Origin of the sequence: Niabella beijingensis, from assembly GCF_020034665.1 — a bacterium.
Lineage (GTDB): Bacteria > Bacteroidota > Bacteroidia > Chitinophagales > Chitinophagaceae > Niabella > Niabella beijingensis.
Genome location: NZ_JAIQDI010000001.1, coordinates 2234177 through 2254970 on the forward strand (window position 1 = coordinate 2234177; position 20794 = coordinate 2254970).

18 protein-coding genes and 1 pseudogene are annotated in these 20794 nt (G+C 49.4%); 8 read left to right on the forward strand and 11 right to left on the reverse strand.

Annotated features, from left to right (window positions below; all coding sequences use genetic code 11):
• Window positions 1–55: 55 nt before the first annotated feature.
• From K7B07_RS09395 to K7B07_RS09405, 3 genes are all read right to left on the reverse strand, one after another.
• On the reverse strand, window positions 56–1693 hold the full coding sequence (locus K7B07_RS09395; RefSeq protein WP_223709173.1) for an amidohydrolase: 1638 nt from the start codon (window positions 1691–1693) through the stop codon (window positions 56–58).
• Between the two features lie 89 nt (window positions 1694–1782).
• The gene (locus K7B07_RS09400; protein WP_223709174.1) at window positions 1783–2301 is read right to left on the reverse strand and encodes a glutathione peroxidase; all 519 of its coding nucleotides are present in this window, start codon (window positions 2299–2301) and stop codon (window positions 1783–1785) included.
• Between the two features lie 62 nt (window positions 2302–2363).
• Window positions 2364–3065: a ComF family protein gene (locus K7B07_RS09405; protein ID WP_223709175.1), complete on the reverse strand. Its 702-nt coding sequence runs from the start codon at window positions 3063–3065 to the stop codon at window positions 2364–2366.
• Between the two features lie 132 nt (window positions 3066–3197).
• Here K7B07_RS09405 and K7B07_RS09410 point away from each other — a divergent pair, with 132 nt between their 5' ends.
• Window positions 3198–3851 carry a helix-turn-helix transcriptional regulator gene (locus K7B07_RS09410; protein ID WP_223709176.1) on the forward strand — a complete coding sequence of 218 codons (654 nt, stop codon included), beginning with the start codon at window positions 3198–3200 and terminating at the stop codon, window positions 3849–3851.
• Between the two features lie 103 nt (window positions 3852–3954).
• Window positions 3955–6771, forward strand: coding sequence for a hypothetical protein (locus K7B07_RS09415; protein WP_223709177.1), 2817 nt, complete (start codon window positions 3955–3957; stop codon window positions 6769–6771).
• Window positions 6772–6776: 5 nt separating this feature from the next.
• Here the strand turns inward: K7B07_RS09415 and K7B07_RS09420 are convergent, their stop codons facing one another.
• The 4 genes from K7B07_RS09420 to radA all read right to left on the reverse strand — a co-directional run bounded on the left by K7B07_RS09420 (window position 6777) and on the right by radA (window position 11066).
• The gene (locus K7B07_RS09420) at window positions 6777–8159 is read right to left on the reverse strand and encodes a hypothetical protein (RefSeq protein WP_223709178.1); all 1383 of its coding nucleotides are present in this window, start codon (window positions 8157–8159) and stop codon (window positions 6777–6779) included.
• Window positions 8146–8925, reverse strand: coding sequence for a COG1470 family protein (locus tag K7B07_RS09425; RefSeq protein ID WP_223709179.1), 780 nt, complete (start codon window positions 8923–8925; stop codon window positions 8146–8148). The genes K7B07_RS09420 and K7B07_RS09425 overlap by 14 nt, the downstream gene beginning before the upstream one ends.
• 114 nt (window positions 8926–9039) lie before the next feature.
• The gene (locus K7B07_RS09430; protein WP_223709180.1) at window positions 9040–9567 is read right to left on the reverse strand and encodes a hypothetical protein; all 528 of its coding nucleotides are present in this window, start codon (window positions 9565–9567) and stop codon (window positions 9040–9042) included.
• A gap of 116 nt (window positions 9568–9683) precedes the next feature.
• Entirely contained in the window at window positions 9684–11066 is a 1383-nt protein-coding gene (radA, locus tag K7B07_RS09435) for a DNA repair protein RadA (protein WP_223709181.1), read from the reverse strand.
• Window positions 11067–11547: 481 nt separating this feature from the next.
• Between radA and K7B07_RS27610 the strand changes: the two are divergent.
• A pseudogene (locus tag K7B07_RS27610) lies at window positions 11548–11748 on the forward strand (zinc metallopeptidase); the annotation flags it as partial.
• 79 nt (window positions 11749–11827) lie between these two features.
• Window positions 11828–12178 (forward strand): zinc metallopeptidase, encoded by a 351-nt coding sequence (locus K7B07_RS27615; RefSeq protein WP_262903500.1) that lies wholly within the window; start codon window positions 11828–11830, stop codon window positions 12176–12178.
• Window positions 12179–12252: 74 nt separating this feature from the next.
• On the opposite strand, the gene K7B07_RS09445 is transcribed toward K7B07_RS27615, so the two are convergent.
• The gene (locus K7B07_RS09445; RefSeq protein WP_223709182.1) at window positions 12253–13080 is read right to left on the reverse strand and encodes an SMP-30/gluconolactonase/LRE family protein; all 828 of its coding nucleotides are present in this window, start codon (window positions 13078–13080) and stop codon (window positions 12253–12255) included.
• A gap of 305 nt (window positions 13081–13385) precedes the next feature.
• Between K7B07_RS09445 and K7B07_RS09450 the strand changes: the two genes are divergently transcribed.
• The 3 genes from K7B07_RS09450 to K7B07_RS09460 all read left to right on the forward strand — a co-directional run bounded on the left by K7B07_RS09450 (window position 13386) and on the right by K7B07_RS09460 (window position 16149).
• Window positions 13386–14252, forward strand: coding sequence for an AraC family transcriptional regulator (locus tag K7B07_RS09450; protein WP_223709184.1), 867 nt, complete (start codon window positions 13386–13388; stop codon window positions 14250–14252).
• A gap of 9 nt (window positions 14253–14261) precedes the next feature.
• Window positions 14262–14708 carry a hypothetical protein gene (locus K7B07_RS09455; protein ID WP_223709186.1) on the forward strand — a complete coding sequence of 149 codons (447 nt, stop codon included), beginning with the start codon at window positions 14262–14264 and terminating at the stop codon, window positions 14706–14708.
• 151 nt (window positions 14709–14859) lie between these two features.
• The gene (locus K7B07_RS09460) at window positions 14860–16149 is read left to right on the forward strand and encodes a PQQ-dependent sugar dehydrogenase (RefSeq protein ID WP_223709187.1); all 1290 of its coding nucleotides are present in this window, start codon (window positions 14860–14862) and stop codon (window positions 16147–16149) included.
• Window positions 16150–16156: 7 nt separating this feature from the next.
• Here K7B07_RS09460 and K7B07_RS09465 read toward each other — a convergent pair whose 3' ends face one another.
• Window positions 16157–17569, reverse strand: a complete 1413-nt coding sequence (locus tag K7B07_RS09465) for a BatD family protein (RefSeq protein WP_223709189.1) — start codon at window positions 17567–17569, stop codon at window positions 16157–16159.
• A gap of 86 nt (window positions 17570–17655) precedes the next feature.
• Entirely contained in the window at window positions 17656–18354 is a 699-nt protein-coding gene (locus K7B07_RS09470; RefSeq protein ID WP_223709191.1) for an SDR family oxidoreductase, read from the reverse strand.
• 131 nt (window positions 18355–18485) lie between these two features.
• Here K7B07_RS09470 and K7B07_RS09475 point away from each other — a divergent pair, with 131 nt between their 5' ends.
• A complete protein-coding gene (locus K7B07_RS09475) occupies window positions 18486–19511 on the forward strand; it encodes a beta-ketoacyl synthase chain length factor (protein WP_223709192.1) in 1026 nt (341 codons plus the stop codon).
• 134 nt (window positions 19512–19645) lie between these two features.
• Here the strand turns inward: K7B07_RS09475 and K7B07_RS09480 are convergent, their stop codons facing one another.
• Complete coding sequence (locus K7B07_RS09480) at window positions 19646–20746, reverse strand: metallophosphoesterase (RefSeq protein WP_223709194.1); 1101 nt, start codon at window positions 20744–20746, stop codon at window positions 19646–19648.
• Between the last annotated feature and the right edge of the window lie 48 nt (window positions 20747–20794).

Sequence of the window (20794 nt, forward strand, 5' to 3'; positions counted from 1 at the left end):
AGCGGCTGTCCCTTTCGGATGGCCGCTTTTTTGTGACAGTACCCTGCTGATTTTCTCAGCGCCTTTCAAATACCTGCTGTCCTCCGGAAAAGGTCCGGAGTACCGTTGTTTTCAGCAACGCTGTCTCCGGAGCGGTCATCAGGTCCTGATCGAGTATTACAAAGTCGGCCAGCTTTCCCGGCTCCAGACTTCCTTTTTCCCTTTCTTCAAAAGCAGCGCGGGCGGCCCAGATGGTCATTCCCCGCAGAGCCTGCTCACGACTTAGCGCATTGTCAACCTGGAATCCTCCTGCAGGAAATCCTTTGGCATCTTTCCGGACCACCGCTGCATAAAATGTTTTGAACGGCGACAGGTCTTCCACGGGAAAATCAGTACCAAGGGGCAGCCAGCCGTTCTCATTCAGCAGTTGCCGGTTGGCATAGGCGCCCTTCAGCCGGTGTTCACCCAGCCGTGCGCCGGCCCAGTACATATCGGAGGTGGCATGGGTCGGTTGCACGGACGGGATAATGGAATAATCCCCGAAGAAATGAAAATCGTTTTCATTCACCACCTGCGCATGTTCGATCCGCCAGCGCAGGTCATTCTTTCCTCCGAGATATCGGGCGTAAATTTCCAGCAGCGTGCGGTTGGCACTGTCGCCGATGGCATGCGTGCACATCTGCCAGTTGTTCTTTGAGATGAGCCGGGCCATGGAGTCGAAATGCGGCGCTGCGCTCAACAGGAATCCTTTCCAGCCGGGTTTATCCGAATAATCATCCAGTAAACAGGCGCCCCTTGAACCCAGCGCACCGTCTGCGTATAACTTAAATCCCTGTACATGCAGGTAATCATTTCTGATCACACCTTTTTTCAGAAGATAGTCATAGTTTTTTGATGCATCGCTCAGCAGAATATAAAGCCGCATCTTCAGATCACCGGCCTGCTGCAGCCGGCCGATGGCTTCAACCGCTTCATAATCCAGCCCGCAGTCATGTATCGAGGTAAGTCCTGTTGCAAAGCATTGCTGCTGCGCCTGCAGCAGGTACTGTTTCATTTCAGCAGCAGATGCGTCCGGTATAACGGAAGCCACTTTTTCCATCGCATTGTCAATTAAAATACCGGTAAGCCGGCCATCCCTTGTTTCATATGTACCTCCTGTTATGGTATCGCCCGCTTTTACACCAGCCAGTTCCAATGCCTTTGCGTTGGCGATAGCAGCATGACCGTCGATACGTGTCAGATAAACCGGGGTATTCGGATACTGTTTGTTCAGTGCCTCATTGGTGGGGAACTGTTTCACGGGCCAGTCGTTCTGATCCCATCCGCCACCCACCAGCCAGGCAGCCGCATCACGATTAGTTTTAAATCCCTGCAGGCGCTGCAATATATCTTCCCAGCTGGTGGTATTCACCAGGTCCAGCGTTCCGAGCCGTTTTGCATATCCTGCAAAATGCGCATGGGCATCAATAAAGCCCGGGTAGATAAATTTTCCGCCGGCATCCAGCCGGTCTTTGCAGTGGTAGCGGCTTTCCAGTGCTGCACGGGTACCTGTAGCCACCACCTTTCCATCCCGTATCACCATTGCCTCAGCTTTGCTGAATAAACTGTCGACGGTATAGAGTGTCGCATTATAAATCAGCAGGTCGGCATTGTCCTGTGATTTACAGGCCGCAATCATGCAGCAGGCCAGGAAGATCATGGATAAAGAGCGCATAGTCTGAATTTAAAACGAATATAAAAAAATAGCAGCGCTTTTAAACGCTGCCATTAATTGCTTGTTGTCAGAAAAAATATATGAGAAACTTAGTTGAGGTATTTTAAAAGCTCCTCACTCATGGGTTCTACCTTCGACGGGAACACAGTAATCAGCGCACCCTTTTCATCAATCAAAAACTTCGTAAAATTCCATTTGATCGGATCTTTTATGCCTTTCTTCTCTGCTTCAGCAATTAAATACTTATAAATGGGTGCCATATCATCCCCCTGGACCGACACCTTTTTTGCCATTGGAAAACTTACCCCATAATTCCGTTTGCAGAACGCTGCGATATCTTCGTTACTGCCGGGCTCCTGCGATTTAAAATTATTTGCCGGAAAGCCCACGATCACCAGCTTGTCCCCGTATTTCTTGTACAGTTCCTCAAGCCCCTCATACTGATGTGTGTACCCGCATTTACTGGCCGTGTTCACCACCAGTATTTTTTTTCCTTTGTAATCGTTGAAATTGATAGACCCGCCGGTGAGCCCGTCTACCTTAAAATCATAGATAGAGCTTGCTGCAATACCTGCAGCCAGCATCAATGTCATTAATAATAGTTTCATAAACTGCTTTTATCTAATAAAGATAACAGGATTTTTTTATCCGGTATGTTAATCCCTCCGGGTCAGCTGCTGGCAAAACAAAGGGTCACAACACTTAATCGCACACCGGGGATTTCTAAGAGGACGCTTCCACAGGCCTCAAGGGTTGCACCGGTGGTAACGACATCGTCTACCAGCAGCAAATGCCGGTTCTCGGCGATTGCCGGGTGGCCCAGGCTGAATTTTCCCTGCATATTGGCCCAGCGTTCAATGCGGCTCTTCGTTGTTTGCGTTTCAGTGGATGCATTTCTGTAAACCAGGTCGGTACAAACCGGCTTGCCCAGTACTGCGGCGATACCTTCACAAAGCAGCGCCGCCTGGTTATATCCTCTTTTGCGCATCCGGGCCCTGTAAAGGGGCATGGGCACAATAAGATCCACGGTTTGAAAACGTTGCGCCCGTTGTAAGGCATTTCCCAGGAGCATCCCCAACTGAAGGCCCAGCTGCTGATTGCCCCGGTATTTGAACTGATGCAGGATGAATTGCAACGGCGTGTGCTTTATAAAATAATACTGTGCGCTGGCAGCTTCTAATTTTAACCGGCCTGCAAATATTTTTTCAACAGGATTATCCGGATGCCCTTCAAAACCGGTAACAGGCAGCTCATTCAGGCAAAGCAGACAAAGCTCGCCGGCAGCCGGAAGTACATCCGTTCCGCAGCCGGCACATACATGCGGATAGAACAACTGCAGCAAGGCATTGCGTAAACGCAGTAAGGCATTCATTGATATTAGCTTATTATCAAATATAACAAGTAAATGACCTAAAGCCCAAATTTTAATGTACCTTTGAAGTTGTTTTTGACCACTAATTAAAATTTATTCTGTCCACTTTATGCAGTGGCATAAATGAAAATTATGGGTTTGTCCTCTACCTCTTCTATCGATACCATCGTTGTATCGGCACATGCTGACTATAAGAAAAACGTAAAGGCTTTTCTCAGACAGCATACCACATTTCACTTCAGGGTCGCCGTTGTTGCAGACTCCTGGAACAGTTTGTTCTGTATTCCCAAGACCACATTCGATAAGCCCCCGCTTATCTTATTCGGAAATGATCTTACCCTTCCGGATACCTTGGCCGGCCTCTCCACTTTCGTCCGGTCTTTTCCGGGGGCCATCCTTGTAGCCCTCGGCGAGGTGGCGGACCTGAGCCTTCTGCTTAAATACATCCGTATCGGAGTGAGAGGGTTTATCCCTCCTTCTTTTCCTGCCCCGGAGTTTAATGAAGCACTGAAGCAGGTCATCAGCGGCGGGGCATTTATCAGCGCAGCAGTGACCCGCAATATATTTGACTATCTCAATCATACAATAGAGCTGGCGGATAAACTGACCCTGCGGCAACAACAGATCGTGGAAGGAATCATTGCAGGACTGAGCTATAAACTCATCGCCCATAAGTACCGGATCTCCATCGATACGGTACGCGAGCATATCAAGAATATTTACAAAACCTTTCAGATAAACAGCAAGGCCGAACTGATGGCATTGCTTAAGATCCACTACCTCTAATCACATCTTTATGTGGTAGCTGCCGGTTGCGAATTAGTGCACCGGCGATGTACTTTTGTACCAGGTTAACAACCACTTTCTGCTCAATACTGCTTATCTGTTTGTGCGTACTATTTTTTTTATCCTGGCATTTTTTTGCAGCCTGCCTGCAGCAGCACAGCAGCATACTATCGTTTATGGCTTCAGGCTGGATACGGTGGCGATCCGCTCCGGTGAAACTTTTTCCAACAGCCTCTGGATTCAAAACAACAGCAGCGCAGCGGTCGTTCTTTTTGAGGTCCGTTCACCCGGAACAAAGAAAGCATTACTGCATCTCCCGGACAGTATCTTCCTGCAGCCCCGCGAAAAACGATGGTTCCCGCTTAAATACTTTGCCAACCGCGAAACCATCCAGAGCAATATACAGTCCTTTACCATTCAGCTTGCAAGCCGGCAGCAGGCGGTTCCGGTTCAGGGTAGTGCCCGCTTTCTCACCCGGCTGGAGCAGGTATCAGGAATTGCTCTGGATACAGACGGACCCGAAGTATACCTCAGCCAGCTTTCCCGGCAAACAAAAGTAACCGTCTACTGTTACAACAGCGGCCTGGTCACCACCCGTTTCCACCTGGAATTAAGCCATATACCGGAAGGACTGGAATTCTCCGGCAATCCGGATGAACTGGAGCTGGCGCCCGGTACCCGGCAACAGGTTGTGTTGCTGGTCACCAATAAGCTTCGCAGTACCGTTGCTGCAGATTTCGCTATTATGATCCGCGCGCTGGATGTATCCGGAAATCAGCTTGCGGTAAAAAACCTGCGTATGCTGAACATCAGTGATGACCACCGGCTCACGCTGCGCCGGAACTCCTTTTCCCAGGCCCCGCCCAACACTATTTCATTGCGTTACTTAACAGTAAGCCCGGGTTTGTCGGCCTATCAGCTGCAGGGGAACGGTTCCTTCCCGCTGGCAGACAGTCAGCAATTACGCTACAGGATCAATGCGGATTACCTGAATCGCCCGGAACAAAAAGGGATCAACCTGTATGATACCTATATCGACTATCAATCAAAACGATGGGGCGTCCGTGCGGGTACCATCTATGACCTGCTCGACTTCAATTTAAACGGCAGGGGCCTCAGGGCTTCTTTCAAACCATCGGCCGGCCGCTCCCTTAGCATTTACGGAGTGGAGAACAACTACCTGCTTTATTCCAGCCATCCCCTGCTTCCCCAGAACAACGGCAATACTTTTGCCTTGAATTACACGGATACCCGGTCCGGCGCACGAAGCAGCTCCGTGCTGCTGCTGAGAAGCAGCAACAACCTGCTGCAAACCACTACCACTTTGTTATCCGGCAATATCACAATACCCACTGCCAGAAAGATCTTTCTTGGAGTGGAAGGCGGTTACAGTATGCTGCAGCCGGGAAAGGAGCAGCAACACCCGGGGTTTGCAGCAGGCATAAGATTTTTGCTGGAACGGGGGCAGTTTAACCTCTACAGTTACAATTACTTTTCCTCCCCTTACTATGGCGGCCTGAGAAGAGGGCTGTTGCAACTGGACAACAGTGTTTCACTGTCGCTGAACGGAAAAGGCACTGTTTCCGGTGCCCTACGCCTGCTGAACAATAACCCCAAACTGCTTTACTATTTCGGCAACGAATACCTCTCTGCTGCCAGTCAGTACGGCAATGCCGTTTACGAGATCGGCTATGCAAAACGCCTGGGGCTCTGGAACCTGACGCTGAAGCCCTATTACTTTACACAAACGATCACGCTGCAGGAGGCTGTCAAATGGCGTTCGGCATCTGTAAGGGGTAAGCTCACCGGCAGTTATTCCTTTGCATCACATACTGTTTTTATTGACGCGGACAACGGGTATACCTTTCAGAACACTTCCAGCAAGCCGGAAGCACCGTTTCTTTCCTCGCGTATCAACGCCTCTTACAAAAGCCAGGTACTGGGTTTTAATGCAATGGCACAATTTAACAGCTACTATCTTACAGACGCCCTTGCACTGCCTCTGGAGCGGCCCCGGTACACCTTCATATCACTGGGGCCAACAGCCAGTCTCGCACTCTTCCGGCAAAAGGTCCTTGCAAACACCGGCCTGATGTATAATTATTCGGGCTACAACCACAGCTCCAATTATTCTGTGAACAGCAATATCCGGTGGCGCTTGAAAAACAACTGGGCACTTGCAGCGGATGTACTTTACGGCGTCAATCTGCAACCTACCGCTTATAACGTATTGCAGGGATCCGGGGCCAGCTATGATCCGGGAGATCCTGCCGGCCGGTTCAGGTACTACAACCGCCAGTTACGGCTTGGCATCGAAAAAAGCTTTGGCCAGTCCTCCGACGGGAACAATTGCAGGCTGGAACTCGTATACTACGCGGATCTCAATGCCAACGGAAAACACGACCGCCGGGAACCGGCTGTCAGCAGTGTGCTGGTAAAGGTCGACGGGATTACGGCTGTTACCAATCAGAAGGGCAGTGTAAAAATCACCGGCGAAAGAAACAAGCGCTATACCATTTCGGTCATCAGCAACAATAACTGGAGCCTGCTGGAGCCAACGGAAATAACATTACGAAAAAATACCCGGCTCGAGATCCCGCTTGTTAAGACCGAGCTCCTCACAGGAAAACTGGTGTACACCGCCGAAAAATATTCCGATACACCTCCCGTGCCTTCAGGCCTGCGGGTAAAAGCCACATCCGCCGGCGGTGCCGTGTTTACAACGCTCACCAATGAGCAGGGATTGTTTCAGCTGTATCTTCCGGAAAATACGTATACCGTTACTATGGAGACCGCGGGACTTCACTTTGTGCTGCTCTCGGAAAATAAGCCGGTTACCATGCAATACAATCATCCGAAAACGCTCGAACTGAACTATACCTACCGGGAGCGGAAGGTAGAGGTCACCCGGTTCGACTGACGCGATCAATGTGCCGTGAGGGTATAAATAACCGTCCCGGTGTAAATTCCACCCGGTTTATTGATGAGGTTGGCGGTCTGGCCCGCAGGGATCTGATAGCGTATATCAAAAGAGCGGTCAACTACGGGAGCTGCTGCACTTACCAGGACCTGGTCTGTTGTTGAAAGGGCATTTACAGTCGCCACACCTGTCTGCCCGGAAGCAGGCCCGATACGTAATATACTTACCGGGATGGCGGCTCCTGTGCCGGATGTCAGTTCCGGTGTCTGTGCTTTAACGCTGACATCGTAGGGCGTGGTTTTACTGACCAGCAAATGCCCGGTCAGATCAGCCGTGACACCGTTCTTATAATCAGCCGCTGTCTGGAATACCAGGTTCACCTGGCTGCTGCCAAGGTTCAGCTCCGCCAGGTCACTTACCGCCACGGTGAGGTTCAACAGCTTGCTGTACGTTGCGGCAAGACCGCTTGCATTGGAGCCCTGTAAGGTTAGCGTGGTGGTGTAGTTCCCCTTGTTTATAAAACTACTTTTAAGATCAGAAGCACTGATAAAAAACCTTGTGTTCAGGCTGGTGCTGTTCCCTGCTGTAAGCGGCGCATTGGCAACGAGCTGCTGTGCCGAGGAGCTCAGTGCCATGACGGGACCTGCAGGAGAAAGCAGTTGCAGCTGGACCTTTCCGGTTGCCGCATGCGGATCGGCGATGCCGTTATACCCGTTTGAAAAGGCGAACTGCGCCGTGTTGGCCGATATGTTCATTTTTACCGGTACCGTATGCCGCAGAACAATGCCCACCTGCGTTTCAAGCGGCATATTGCGAAAAAAATTCAGATTATTTACCTGCAATGTAATATCAACAGGTACGTTGATGTCTTTGATAAATGCCGGTACATCCACAGTCAGATTGAGTGTTTCCGGGGTAACGGAAGCTAAAAGATTGATCCCCGCCAGCCCCATGGTCAGGCTCTTGGTATAGGAGCCGGCCTGCCATGCCGTTGCTGCCAGATCGGGTGCTGTATATTTCATGGAAAACGGTCCGCTGCTCAGCAGCACCAGGCCGAGAAGGGACCCTGTAACCGTCTGCGGACTGGTAGTAAGCGTAACAGCATTACCGGTTGTAGTGCCGTTGATTGCCGCCGCGGTAAATTTTCCGATCGGGATGGGATTGCCACCACCTGAAGTCGCGTCCAGGTCCCCGTTGCCCTTTACGGTGATCTGCGGTATCACAGAAATCCCGGCGTTAAAATAATAACCGCTGGCTACTGCTGCAGCCTGCCCGTTTATCAAAGCAGCCTCATCAATGGTCAGCAATGCGCTTTGCGCTATCACCGGCCCGGAAAGGCCCGTCAGCAGCACAAACAGAAAAGAACAGATCGCATTACTTTTTAACATGAATATTTTTTTCCGCCACTTTCAGATCATTGTCGGATTTTGTATCCAGTATGGCTACGGCCAGGTAATCTCCTTCCGGAATATCGTTCAGTCTGCAATACACCACCTGTTCGCTTAAAGGCATTATGGCAAACGGGATGGGATCCGGTTTTATTTCTGCCCCGGTCTGTTTGTTCGTCAGCTCAAAACGTACAAAGCCATCCTTATGAACCGATCCTGTATTCTGATATCTGATCGCCAGTCGCTGCAGCGCCGTATCGCCTGCCGCCGGCGGATCATAGTTAAAGGCTAGGAAGCGGAGCGTGCCTTTCTCTGCAGTTCCGGGTGTATAAAAAAGCTGGATCCCGAACTCCAGGCTGATCTTTAAACCGATCCCCGATTTATCCCCCGACTCCGCCCTGCGGGCATTTGTTTGGGTAAAGAACAACATACTATTGGTGGTGGTATGCTGCGTGCCGGCAGGAGGAATCTGCATGGTGACCAGGTAGGTCTTTGTTTCCCCCGGGGCAATAACAAGACTGGTCTGGGGCAGGCGGATGCGCTGCGCATTGGAACGTGGTAATGTATTTGCCGGAAAATAATGTTTTACACCCAGCGAGTCCCGGTTCCAATCCTGAATGCTGACCAGGAATTCATACGGGGCAGCGGTGGTATTGGCAATGATAAGTGCCTCGCTCACATTTTCGCCAGGTGCTCCTTTAAAAAACAGCCGCATTGGGGAGAACGAGAGCTGTTGTGCCTGCAGCCTGCCGCAGCAAACAGCCATACATAAGAAAAATAATGAAAAATATCTGGCCACTGTTGGGGGTACTTGATAAGAAAAAAGAAAGCAGGAATCCTTATTACAAGAATTACCTGCTTTGCATTGTCAGCCTGCCGCTTATGGCGCCGTTGCGCTGTAAATGATATTGGTGGTATAAACTTCCTTGGCCGCATTCAGCAGGGTTGCGGTCTGGGGGATCCGGTACAATACATCGTAGCCCTGGTCCAGCGTAGCTGTTGCCCCGCTGATGATCGCCTGATTCGTAGTAGTAGGTGTGATTTCACCTGAAAAATTTTCCGCTCCTGAAGCTTTTGCACTCAGTCGCAAAATACCGAGCGACAACGTGTTGGAAGGACTGCCGGTAAAATCGCCGGAGCCACGCACTACAATGCTGTAGGCAGCGGTGCTGGTAACCCGGAACTGGTTCGTTACCGTAATGCTTTTGTCTGTGTTATAATCTGTCGCTGTCTGGTAAACGAAGTCCACCACTCCGTCTCCGGTAGGAGCAACCGGAGACACGCCGGTAACCTCCCTGAGGTCCACATTAACCGTAATACTTCTCAGTTGTGCCTGTGCTGAAGCGGCGGTAACTGTAAAAAAAGCGGCAGCCGCCAGTACCACCCTTTTTGTTGATTTTGTACTCATAGCAAAGAATTTGGGGAATGTCAATTAATAGCAGAATAGTTTTCTATTTCAGTTACAAAATTGAAATAAATATCCGCTACTAAAAAATCTTTGAGATCACATAATGATGTGAGCCGTTAAAAAAGATACTGGTACACTTCTTCCACACGGCCCATACGGATCACTTCAATATTGAACCGGCTGGTGTTTTTCAGCGATTGATTGTATTTTGAAACGATTATTTTTTCGAAGCCCAGCTTCTCCGCTTCTGCGATCCGCTGATCAATTTTGTTTACCGCCCTTATTTCACCGCTCAATCCCACTTCTCCTGCAAAACATATCGTCTGGGCCAGTGGCGTGTCTTCATAGGAAGAAAGCAATGAGCAGAGTACGGCAAGATCAATTGACGGGTCTTCCACTTTAATGCCGCCGGCAATATTGAGGAACACATCTTTTACCCCGAAATGAAACCCGCCTCTTTTTTCCAGCACTGCCAGTAACAACTGCAACCGCCGCAGATCAAATCCCGTTGCGGTACGTTGCGGTGTTCCGTAAACCGACTGGGTTACCAGCGATTGTACTTCTATCAGCAACGGCCGCACTCCTTCGATGGTTGCAGCGATCGCTATACCGCTCAGCTGATCTTCTTTTTGAGTGATCAGGATTTCTGACGGATTCAGTACGCCCCGCATTCCGGCATCGGTCATCTCATAAATACCCAGTTCGGAAGTGCTGCCAAACCTGTTTTTTAAGGTACGTAAGATACGGTAGGCATAATGCCGGTCTCCTTCAAACTGCAATACCACGTCCACCATATGTTCCAGTATCTTGGGTCCGGCGATGCTGCCATCCTTGGTAATATGCCCGATCAGAAAAACAGGCGTGTTGGTTTCCTTGGCATACCGCTGAAATTCGGAAGTGCATTCCTTGATCTGCGAGATACTTCCGGGAGACGCATCGATGACCGGCGACTGCAGCGTTTGCACAGAGTCCACTATTACGATCTGTGGTCTCAGTTTCTTTATTTCCTGGAAGATGGTCTGGGTAGACGTCTCGGTCAGCAAAAAGAATTGTTCATTGATGGCGCCGCCACCTGCCATCAGACGGTCCGCACGCATTTTTATCTGCTGTTCGCTTTCCTCACCACTTATATATAAAACCTTTGTATCTGTAAATTGCAGACCGCACTGTAAGAACAGTGTGCTTTTTCCAATACCAGGCTCGCCCGCAACGAGGATAATGCTTCCGTTCACAATGCCGCCTCCCAGTACCCTGTTCAGTTCAGTATCCCTGGTGGTGATGCGCTTTTCATCCTTGCTTACGATATCCTGAAGGGAAATGGTTTTGTTGATACGTTTTTCTGTACCGGTATATTGATCCCAGTTTGGTTTGTCGCTGCCTTTATCGATCACTTCCTCAACAAACGTATTCCATTGCCCGCAGGAAGGACATTGGCCCAGCCATTTTACACTCTCATATCCGCAGTTCTGACAAAAAAAAGATTTTTTAACTTTAGCCATGCAATAAAGATAACAGAATTGAATATCGGGATCCGGAACGCCGGTTATTGGATTTAAGCAGCAAAATAATGCGCATTATACCCTATGTTGCTCCTGTTCCGGGTCTCCCTTCAAAAAAAGTAAAAAGGCCAGTCTTTCGACTGACCTTAATACTTACTAACCCATTAAATTCTGATACTAAGGTACAAATCTGGCTTAGAAATAAAAAATCAAATTCGGGGAAGGCCGGGTTAAGAAATTAAAAACTGTTGAAATTTCAGTCCTAAAAAATATCATATTTTATTAATAATCAATAAATTATTAAATAAACCACTCCTAAAATATCCTTAAAAAAACTTATCTACATGACAAAAAGTCGGGTTTGTTTTATATATTGCTGTTGGAGTGAGTTTTGCGGGAATACTAAAAAAAATCAGGAAACATGACACCAGGAATTATGATGGTATCGTTGCTATTCATGGGTATCAGCATGGTAGTATCGATGATTTTAAAGAGTAAATTCAGCCGTTACAGTAAGGTGCCCCTGTCTGCCGGGCTGAGCGGAAAAGAAGTGGCTGAGAAAATGCTCCGGGAAAACGGCATCCATGATGTACAGGTTACTTCCGTACAGGGATTTTTAAGCGATCACTATGATCCGTCAAAAAAAACGGTGAATCTGAGTCCGGAAGTGTACGAGGGACGTACGGTAGCTGCAGCTGCCGTGGCGGCACACGAGTGTGGCCATGCGGTGCAGCATGCCACCACAGTATGCGCCACTGGAAATGCGGAGCAGGCTGGTTCCTGCCGTACAATTCAGCTCCACGATTGTGAACTGGGTGCTTCTGGCCGGGTTGGTCCTTGCAGCATCCGGCAGCTATACCTTATTGCTGATCGGTATTATTTTAATGGCCGTTACGGTACTTTTTTCATTGATCACCCTTCCCGTGGAATTTGATGCGAGCAAAAGAGCGCTGGCCTGGCTGAATCATACGAATATTACCAACAGCCAGGAATATCCCATGGCAAAAGACGCCTTAAAATGGGCTGCAACCACTTATGTAGTAGCCGCACTGGCTGCCGTGGTGCTGCTGCTTCAATACCTCTCTATATTTTTGGGGGGAAGAAGGGATTAGGCAGCGGTGCTGGATCTTATTCAAAAGCGGTCCGGATAACTCCGGGGCCGCTTTTTTTATCCGCTTTTGCCGGTTTATTCCCGCACCAGTTGATATGCCACCACCTTCCTGGCGTTAAAAGTGGGTACGTACAGTATGTTTTTACCGGGATCATAACCAATATCAGCCGTATTCATTTTTTCTGCATGTGTATCCAAAAGCAGACTGATCTTACCGGAAGCCGTCACATAGAAGATATAACCGCTCCAGGCGGTAACAATAAGGTCGCCGTTACCTGCCGGTTCAATACCGTCAATACCCTGTGGCAACACAGCTACCAGTGTCACTTCTTTACGCCCATTTATCTTTTTCAGCTTTTTTCCCTCCGCAAAATAGAGGTCCGGGCCGATCACTTTCAACCCGTTTGCGCCTTTGATACTATCCAGGTACAGGGTGGGTCGCTCCCCCTCCAGTTTCCATATCCTGGCCTTCCGGGAATCCGCAACAAAGACCGCACCCCGGGCATCCGTGGCAATATCATTTAATCCGGTGGCCCCATCGATATGTATCTTTTTTTCTATTGTACCCGTTGGTATATCGATAACGACCACTGCCGAGATATCGGCCACAAATAGCTTATTACCCACCCGTCCCAAACCTTTGGGGGCATCCAATCCTTCAATCCAGGTGCTGTCGAACTGCTTCCCGTCCGGGCTCAGTCTTCCAACACCGCCCTTTCCATCCTCATCCCATCCACCTCCGTTTATAAGGGATACATAAAGAACCTTTGCCTTTACATCCGGCAAAACGGATTCAGGGATGGGAATGATCGTATCTGTTTCCCATAGTTTTTCAAGACGCGGAACCTGCGCCGTTGCAATACCCGAAATAAAGATGGAGAGCAGCAACCAATTTTTTTTCATTGCAATAATTTAAATCACCGGAAAGACCATACAAAGAAACCCCATTCCGGCAGGGAGGCGTTCAGTTTGTCTGGCAGTATATTCAGTTATTTTGGCCCTGACGGCTGCCGGCATTTTTTTGAATCCATCAAAAAAAGACGGGACGGACTGGTAAAAAAATAAAAAAAACTCCCAAAAGGAGCTTCCTAGTAAAAATTCCGACAACGATTGCGTAATTATTTTTTTTGTGCAGTGCATAAACTTCTAATTTCATATTCCCTTGCTTGTTACGAATAATAATGATTGATTGACGAATCCATTTAGCTATGAGACCGCAGTTGCTTAAAGTTGCCAACGAACCGCAACGTTCGTTCAGCGTCCGGAGGGACCTGGTACCGCATGTGAACAACAAGTGGCACATGCATTCCGAACTGGAGCTCATCCATATCAAAAGCGGAGAGGGCACCCAGTTCATTGGAGACAATATCCGGCGTTTCCGCTCCGGGGACGTGGTGCTCGTTGGCCCCAACCTGCCCCATTACTGGAAATTTGATGATTCGTTCTTTGACGAAGATTCCATCCGCACCACGGATGTGCGGGTAGCGCATTTCGGAGAACTGTTCCTGGGTGGTCAGTTCCTGCAGCTTCCCGAGAATAACGGCATCCGGAGCCTGCTGGATAAATCGCGGAGGGGTCTGCAGGTGCTGGGGAGCGCCCGCCGCGAAATCGCTGCTATTTTAGAAAAGCTCCTGACAGTTGAAGGCAGCCAGCGGATCATACTGATGCTTGAAGCACTGGCCCTCCTTTCGGAAGAGAAAAAGTGCGCCACACTTTCTTCCATCGGGTTTAAACCGGATGGTGTAACCACGGATAACGAACGGATACAGGCTGTTTTTGACTATTCTATCAAAAATTTCAGACGCAAGATAAAACTGGAAGAGATCGCTGATGTTGCCAATATCAGTCCGAACTCCTTTTGCCGCTTTTTTAAATCGCGTACGCGGAAAACCTATTCCCAGTTCCTGATCGAACTGAGAGTGGGGCATGCCTGCAAACTGCTGATCGAAACCAATCAATGCCTGAAGCGGCTTTGTTTTGAAAGCGGATTCAACAACTTTACCAGTTTTCATAAATATTTTAAAATCATTACCGGCAAAAGCCCGATGATGTACCAGAAGGAGTTTATGGCCTGACCCGGGCATTTGCAGCCTCGGATCCAGGTCTGTTATCCGGGGGGTGGTACAACGGAAGAAGCCGCTGCCGAAATGCCGCATTCGTCCGGCGAATATTTTGAAATCGGTACACCTCATGCCTATGGTCTGTTTGCGCGGAATATAAAGAACCTTTCCTTATATAACATCCGGCTGAAAACAATTGCCGTTGACCGGCGACCGGCGGTACTGATGGACAATACAGAAGATGTACAGGTGCTTGGATTAAATGTTCAGGGAGACCGTGAAAGCCGCTCCGTTGTACGCGTCCGGAATTGCAGGGATGTTTTTATCAGCGCAGCAAGGGTATTGAAAGAAGGAGCTGTTTTTATGGAAGTCGAAGGCAAAAAACAGCCAATATCCGGCTCGATAGCAGCGATCTTTCCAAAACAGCCAAAAACACCCTGCTGCATAGCGAAGTACCGCAGCACACTGTGAGCATCCGGGACGAACCGGCAAAAAGCTAAAATAATTTACAGGTTAGCCAAATACCCGGTACTTTTTTTATAAAGTATTTTGTCATTTGCAGTATGCTTTTTTATGGCCCCTCTGTCCGTAAAAAAGGATTTAATTACCCTTTTACTTTTTTATGCAACAGAACTTCAGTAAATCATTTTCCCTTCTGGCGGCAGCGATCTGCGGATTGCTCTGTATCTCTTTTGTACCTCCCTCCAAAATAAAACCCCGGCCGGGTCAGCAGGCAGCACCCGCACCGATAAAGCTTCCCCAGGGCTTTACAGCGCATACCATTCTCGATAGCTCCGCAAAAGCAAGAGATATTGTGGTAACTCCCCAGGGCATCATTTATGTTAAATTGTCCCGGCCCAAAAACGGCAAGGCCATCCTCGTTTTAAAGGAGAGGGCGGACGGAAAGGCGACTGTCACCGGAGGGTTTGGAAATTACAGCGGCACCGGTCTTTATTTAAAGAACGGGTACCTCTTTGCCTCTTCGAATGAAGCGGTATTCCGGTATCAGCTGAATGATAAGAATGAGGTCATTAATCCGGAACAACCGGAGACCGTCATCTCCGGATTGAAAATGGGACGGCAGCACGAAACCAAATCCATTGTGCTTGATAACGACGGTAATATCTATGTCAATATCGGGTTCCCTTTAAACTCCTGCCAGGAAAAAGACCGGCAGCCCGGTTCATTGGGTATCCCGGGGTGCCCCCTCCTGGATTCCGCCGGTGGTATCTGGCAGTTCAGCGCCAGCAAACTCAACCAATCCTATCCTGAAGGTACCCGCTATGCCACCGGGCTCCGCAATGTGGTAGGGATGGACTGGAACCAGCAAAACAACACTCTTTTTGTAATGCAGCACGGAAGGGACCAGTTGCACGATCTTTTCCCCGACCTGTATACCCAGAAGCAGTCGGCCGAACTGCCGGCAGAATGCATGTACCGGATTAAAAAGGGAGATAATGCCGGTTTCCCGTTTATTTACTACGACCCCTTCCAGAAGAAAAAGATACAGGCGCCCGAATATGGCGGTGATGGCAAAAAAGAAGGCAGCGCGGAGTACATTGACCCAGTGGTTGCATTCCCTGCACACCTGGCCCCCAACGGACTCTTATTTTACACCGGCAATCAGTTCCCGGAAAAATACAGGAACGGTGCATTTGTGGCCTTCCATGGCTCCTGGAACCGGACACCCGAAAAACAGGAAGGTTTTATGGTGGCATTTGTCCCCTTCCGGGATGGTAAACCCTCGGGGGAATGGGAGGTTTTCGCAGACGGCTTTGCCGGTGTTCCCGAAGTGCTTTCACCAAGGCAGGCACAGCACCGGCCCTGTGGCCTGGCGCAGGGCAGCGATGGCTCCCTGTATGTAACCGATGATGTAAAAGGAACTATTTATAAAATCGAATACAAACAGTAATACGGAATTATAATTTATTCAATACGGCCCGTGTTTTTTCCAGCAGCCGGATCCTGTCGTTGTCCATTCCTCCTGCAGAATAAATATTCATTTCGATCTCGGTAAGCGTATTGAACACTTCATTCTGAAACGCCTCCGGAACATTCCGGCGGCTCATGCTCTCTTTCAGAGCAGACCGGTTGAACAATGCAGCAGCTACCTGGTAGCGCTGTTCAAAATACTGTATCATACCCTGCTTCAGCAATCCGTAGAATGCGTTGCCACTCTTTGAAACAGCATTTTCAGCGGGTTGCAGCAGCATTTCCACCGTTGCTGCCGGCTGCGATACCGGCGGACTTACCACGGGAACAGGTGCCGGCTGCACCTTCGGAGGCGCCGCACTGCGAACAGCACGTTTACTTTTTGACCGGCGGATGAGCAACCATACCAACAACAGGAGTGCCACAATCCCCAGTCCGATCAGCAGCATGCCCAACCCCTCATTCCGTTCCACTGTGATATTGCTCCGGTCCGGGCCCGGCCTGGCAGCACCCGGCTCTCTTGAATAGAACGTGATCGGGGGATTGTTGATCGTATTATACCGGTTTTGCTTGAGGTCGAAATAAGAGAACCTGATGGGCATTATCGTGTAAGATCCTACTTTACCTGCGGTGAAAGGAATGGTAAACACTTTTGTACCAGGACCGGTCTTGCTGTTCCGGTTGTATTGCTCCTGCACGCTGGCCGGATAAACGACAATATCCCTGGGCCACTCCACAGCCGGCTGCACCACCTGGCCAAAGTCGCCGGCACCAGAAATGCTTATCTGCAGCGAGCCCCGCTCTCCCGGTGTAAAATTGATCTTGGAAAGATGCACATTCATTTTAAAATCACCGACAGCACCATTATAGACGGTTGGGGCCGCATTTGCCGGGGCATCATTCACGGTAATGGCAATGGGTACTGATGCGATCGTCATCCGGTACTCCCCGTTCCGTAACGGCAGGTTATCATCAATACCGTCCAGCAAGGAGCTCCTGTTGCCGGAGCCATCCACCAGCCGGATGCGGTTATTGATCACCATGGGATCCAGTTCCAACCTGCCGGTTTCACGGGGGGTAAGCTGTACTTTACGAATGGTATGTACGTCAAAACTTTCGCCGTTAACCGTTTCGCGGCTTACCATCCCATCTCCTGACGTGATCAGATCCCGGATATCAAATCCCGCAAACTCCGGATCCTTTGACACTTCCGAAACAGATTCCAGGGATGAATAAAGCTTATACGTCACAATGATCGGTTCCCCGATATAACAATTGGTCTTGTTCGCATACACATTCAGGTAAATATTGCTTCGCAGTCTTGCCTCCAGCACATTCCGCTGCGCCATTGCCGCAACCGAGGCCCATACCAGCAGCATCAATAAACCAAATCGTTTCATATTCTTTATTCTCCGTTCCGCCGGAACCGGCAGCATTTACAGGAGGTGCGCAGGGGTACTGATAAGAGGCACACGTTCCTGTGTTTTTATAAATCGCCTAATTGAGGCCTTAAGATAATACTTTCCACGCAGGCGGCAGCCGAAAGCCGTGTAGCCGTTTCGATCAGCAGTGCAATATCGCCGGCTTCCATGATCCGTTTCTGACTGTTGTCGAAATCTCCCCAGGACGCGGTCATCACCGCACCGGGAAATAGCGCAGCAACCTTAATGCCATGCGGCTTCAACTCCTCGCGGAGGTTCTGACTGAAGCCGTTGAGCGCAAATTTACTGATACTGTAAGAACCACCTCCCGGATACGCCTGAAGACCGGCCACGGAACAGATATTAAAAATAAAGCCCTTTCTCTGCGCTTTCATTGCCGGTAAAACGGTCCTCGTAAGGTGATAGGCACTGTAAAGATTCAGCGCCATCTGGCTTTCCAGCACACCATCCGCTTCATCGCTCACGTTTCCCGGCTCAAAAAGCCCCGCATTGTTCACCAGCACATCGGGTGTGCCCTGTTCCAGCATCCAGTTTCCCAATGCCACAGCCTGCTCCCTCACCGAAAGATCAAAAGCCCTGGCCCGGAATTCGGTATCCGGATACTGGCGCTGAAGAGCTTCCAGGGTATGGTACAGCTTTACTTCGTTTTTTGATGTAATGAAGATCCTGTTCTCTTTTTTTGCAAACGCCCGGGCAATGGCAAGACCAATGCCCTGAGAAGCTCCTGTTATTAAAATATTCATGTACTGCTTCTTTTATCCCTGCGAAGTAACTATATTTTTTTTAATGGATTCGTTAAACCCTGAATAGCGGCCGCACCCGGCTTTTCAGACGCTGTTTGCCCCTTTTTGTTATCTTAGCCCAAATTTTTTGCGTGTATATCCATCAACAGTTCTGTATCTCCCCGCAGCATACTGCGAACACTGTAAACCTGGAGGAGTTGATCCCTTCGGCGGACGGAAAACTGGTTGCACTGGAGCCGGCGCTTGAAGGGGTACCGGCAGGCATGCTGCGCAGGATGAGCAAGGCGGTACGGATGGGCATCGGCGCAGGACTACCCCTTCTGAAAGAAGCAATGCCCGATGGGATCATCATCGGCACAGCCAACGGGGGAATGGAAGACTGCATCAAATTCCTCAACCAGATCATTGACTATGAGGAAGGGATGCTTACTCCAGGCAATTTTGTCCAGAGTACACCCAATGCCATTGCCGGGCAGCTCAGTCTTATCACTAAGAACCGGAGTTATAATGCCACGCATGTGCACCTGGGACTGGCATTTGAAAATGCCCTGCTGGATGCACAGCTGTTCCTGAGAGAACACCCGGGCAATACCTATCTGACAGGAGCAGTGGATGAAATATCCACTTATAATTATAATATCGACCGGCTGGCCGGATGGTATGATCCTGCTCTGACCAGCACCGGTTTGTTTACCGGCAGCCACCCGGCCACCATTGCAGGAGAGGGTGCGGCCCTGTTCCTGCTTGGCGGAAATGCTGCCGGTGCACTTGCAGAAATAACGGCCATAGAAACCGTACATACGCCCGATGCACAGCTGGTAACAGTACGGTTCGGTGAACTGCTGGACCGGCTTCCGGTTACCGGTGACACCCTGTTGCTTTCCGGGGAAAACGGCGACAACAGGTATCAGCATTTTTATGATGCGCTGGAGTCGCTGGCAGCACCGGTTCCTGTGCTCCGTTTTAAACATATAACCGGAGAATACCCCACAGCAACATCATTTGCGGTATGGCTGGCCGTGCATTTCCTGCAAACGGGAAATATCCCTGCTCATTTTCTAAAAAAAGGAACCCTTCCCGCAGCTGTAAAGCAGGTGATCATCTATAATCACTATCATGGAAAACAGCACAGCTTCCTGGTGCTTTCAAACAGATAAACTGCTATCAAGTGAAACGTGAAATATAAAAAGATAAGCCTGCGCTCACATTTATCTTTTGCTTCTCACGATATTTTGGAGCATGAAGATATGCTGAGCGGCCTCCCCCGCCCCTACCTGATTCAGCTGACCGGCTAGCGGCTGATCCGGTCCATGATCGCTTCCAGCGGCATCTCCTCCAATATTGTACGATCGGGGGTCTCCCCGGTCATTTTCCATTTGATCAGACGGATCCATCCGTTCTCCAGTTCTATTCCCGTTATATCCCCGTCCGAAAAACAACAACAGCCGGTATTGAAATAAGTAGGCAGCATTTTTTTATAATCAAAGGTCAGCAGGTCGAACCGCTTCTGATAGGAATGGGTCTCTTCACGGATCTTTTGTATAGTGGGCTCGTCCTGGGCGTTTTTTGCAATGTCCAGCTGGCGGTACAACCGTTCGATGTGCGTCAGCGATTCAAAAACCGGCTGATGGGTATGACCGGTGATCAGCAGGATATGATCCTGTTCTGCCGACCATTCATACATGATCTCATTATGAACGGTCTTCTTATAGGCATTGTTGGACGGCTCATTGGGATTGATCCGCAGGTAGGACTGAAAAGGTCCCCAGATCCTGGAGATAAAAAATTTTGTAAACCAGTTCCCATCGCTGTTGGCGTCTCCCTGGTGACCGTGGGTGCAAAAGATGCGCAATTCCTTTCCCTTTATGACCGTGTTCAGAATCACCCCTTCGTAGGCTTTCAGCTTCCGGCCGTAAAGGGACTCCAGCTCCAGACCCGCAAGCGGATCATTTCCCCAGTAAAGATCATGATTGCCGATAATCTTGATAAAAGCATCCCGCTGTACAAAAGCGGTTTCAGCGGCAAACTGCTCCCGGTTGTTTTTACGCACCCTGTTCAGGGTATTCTCCCAAAGTTCCTCACAATCGCCGAGGTTGATAAAACGGAACTGCCGCTCATTATAGTAATCCAATGCTGCCAAATAAGTAGTCGCCGCCATCATAAAATCGTCCGCACCATTACGGGCACCTTTATGCTGATCCGAAAAGATAATGATCCTGTCTGCTGTGCTGTCAAAAGGGAGCACCGGCCCCAGCTTATCCGGATTCTTCAATATACTATTGAAAAGTTTGGTCAGTGCATCATAGATCCGGGCCTTGTCCGGATTGGAATCAAATTTTCTGGCAGCCCACAAAACAGGTCGTAACAAAAGAAACCGCAGCAACCGACGCATGGTTTCAAAATTATATATTCAGGGATTTCACAGACTTATGTGGGATGC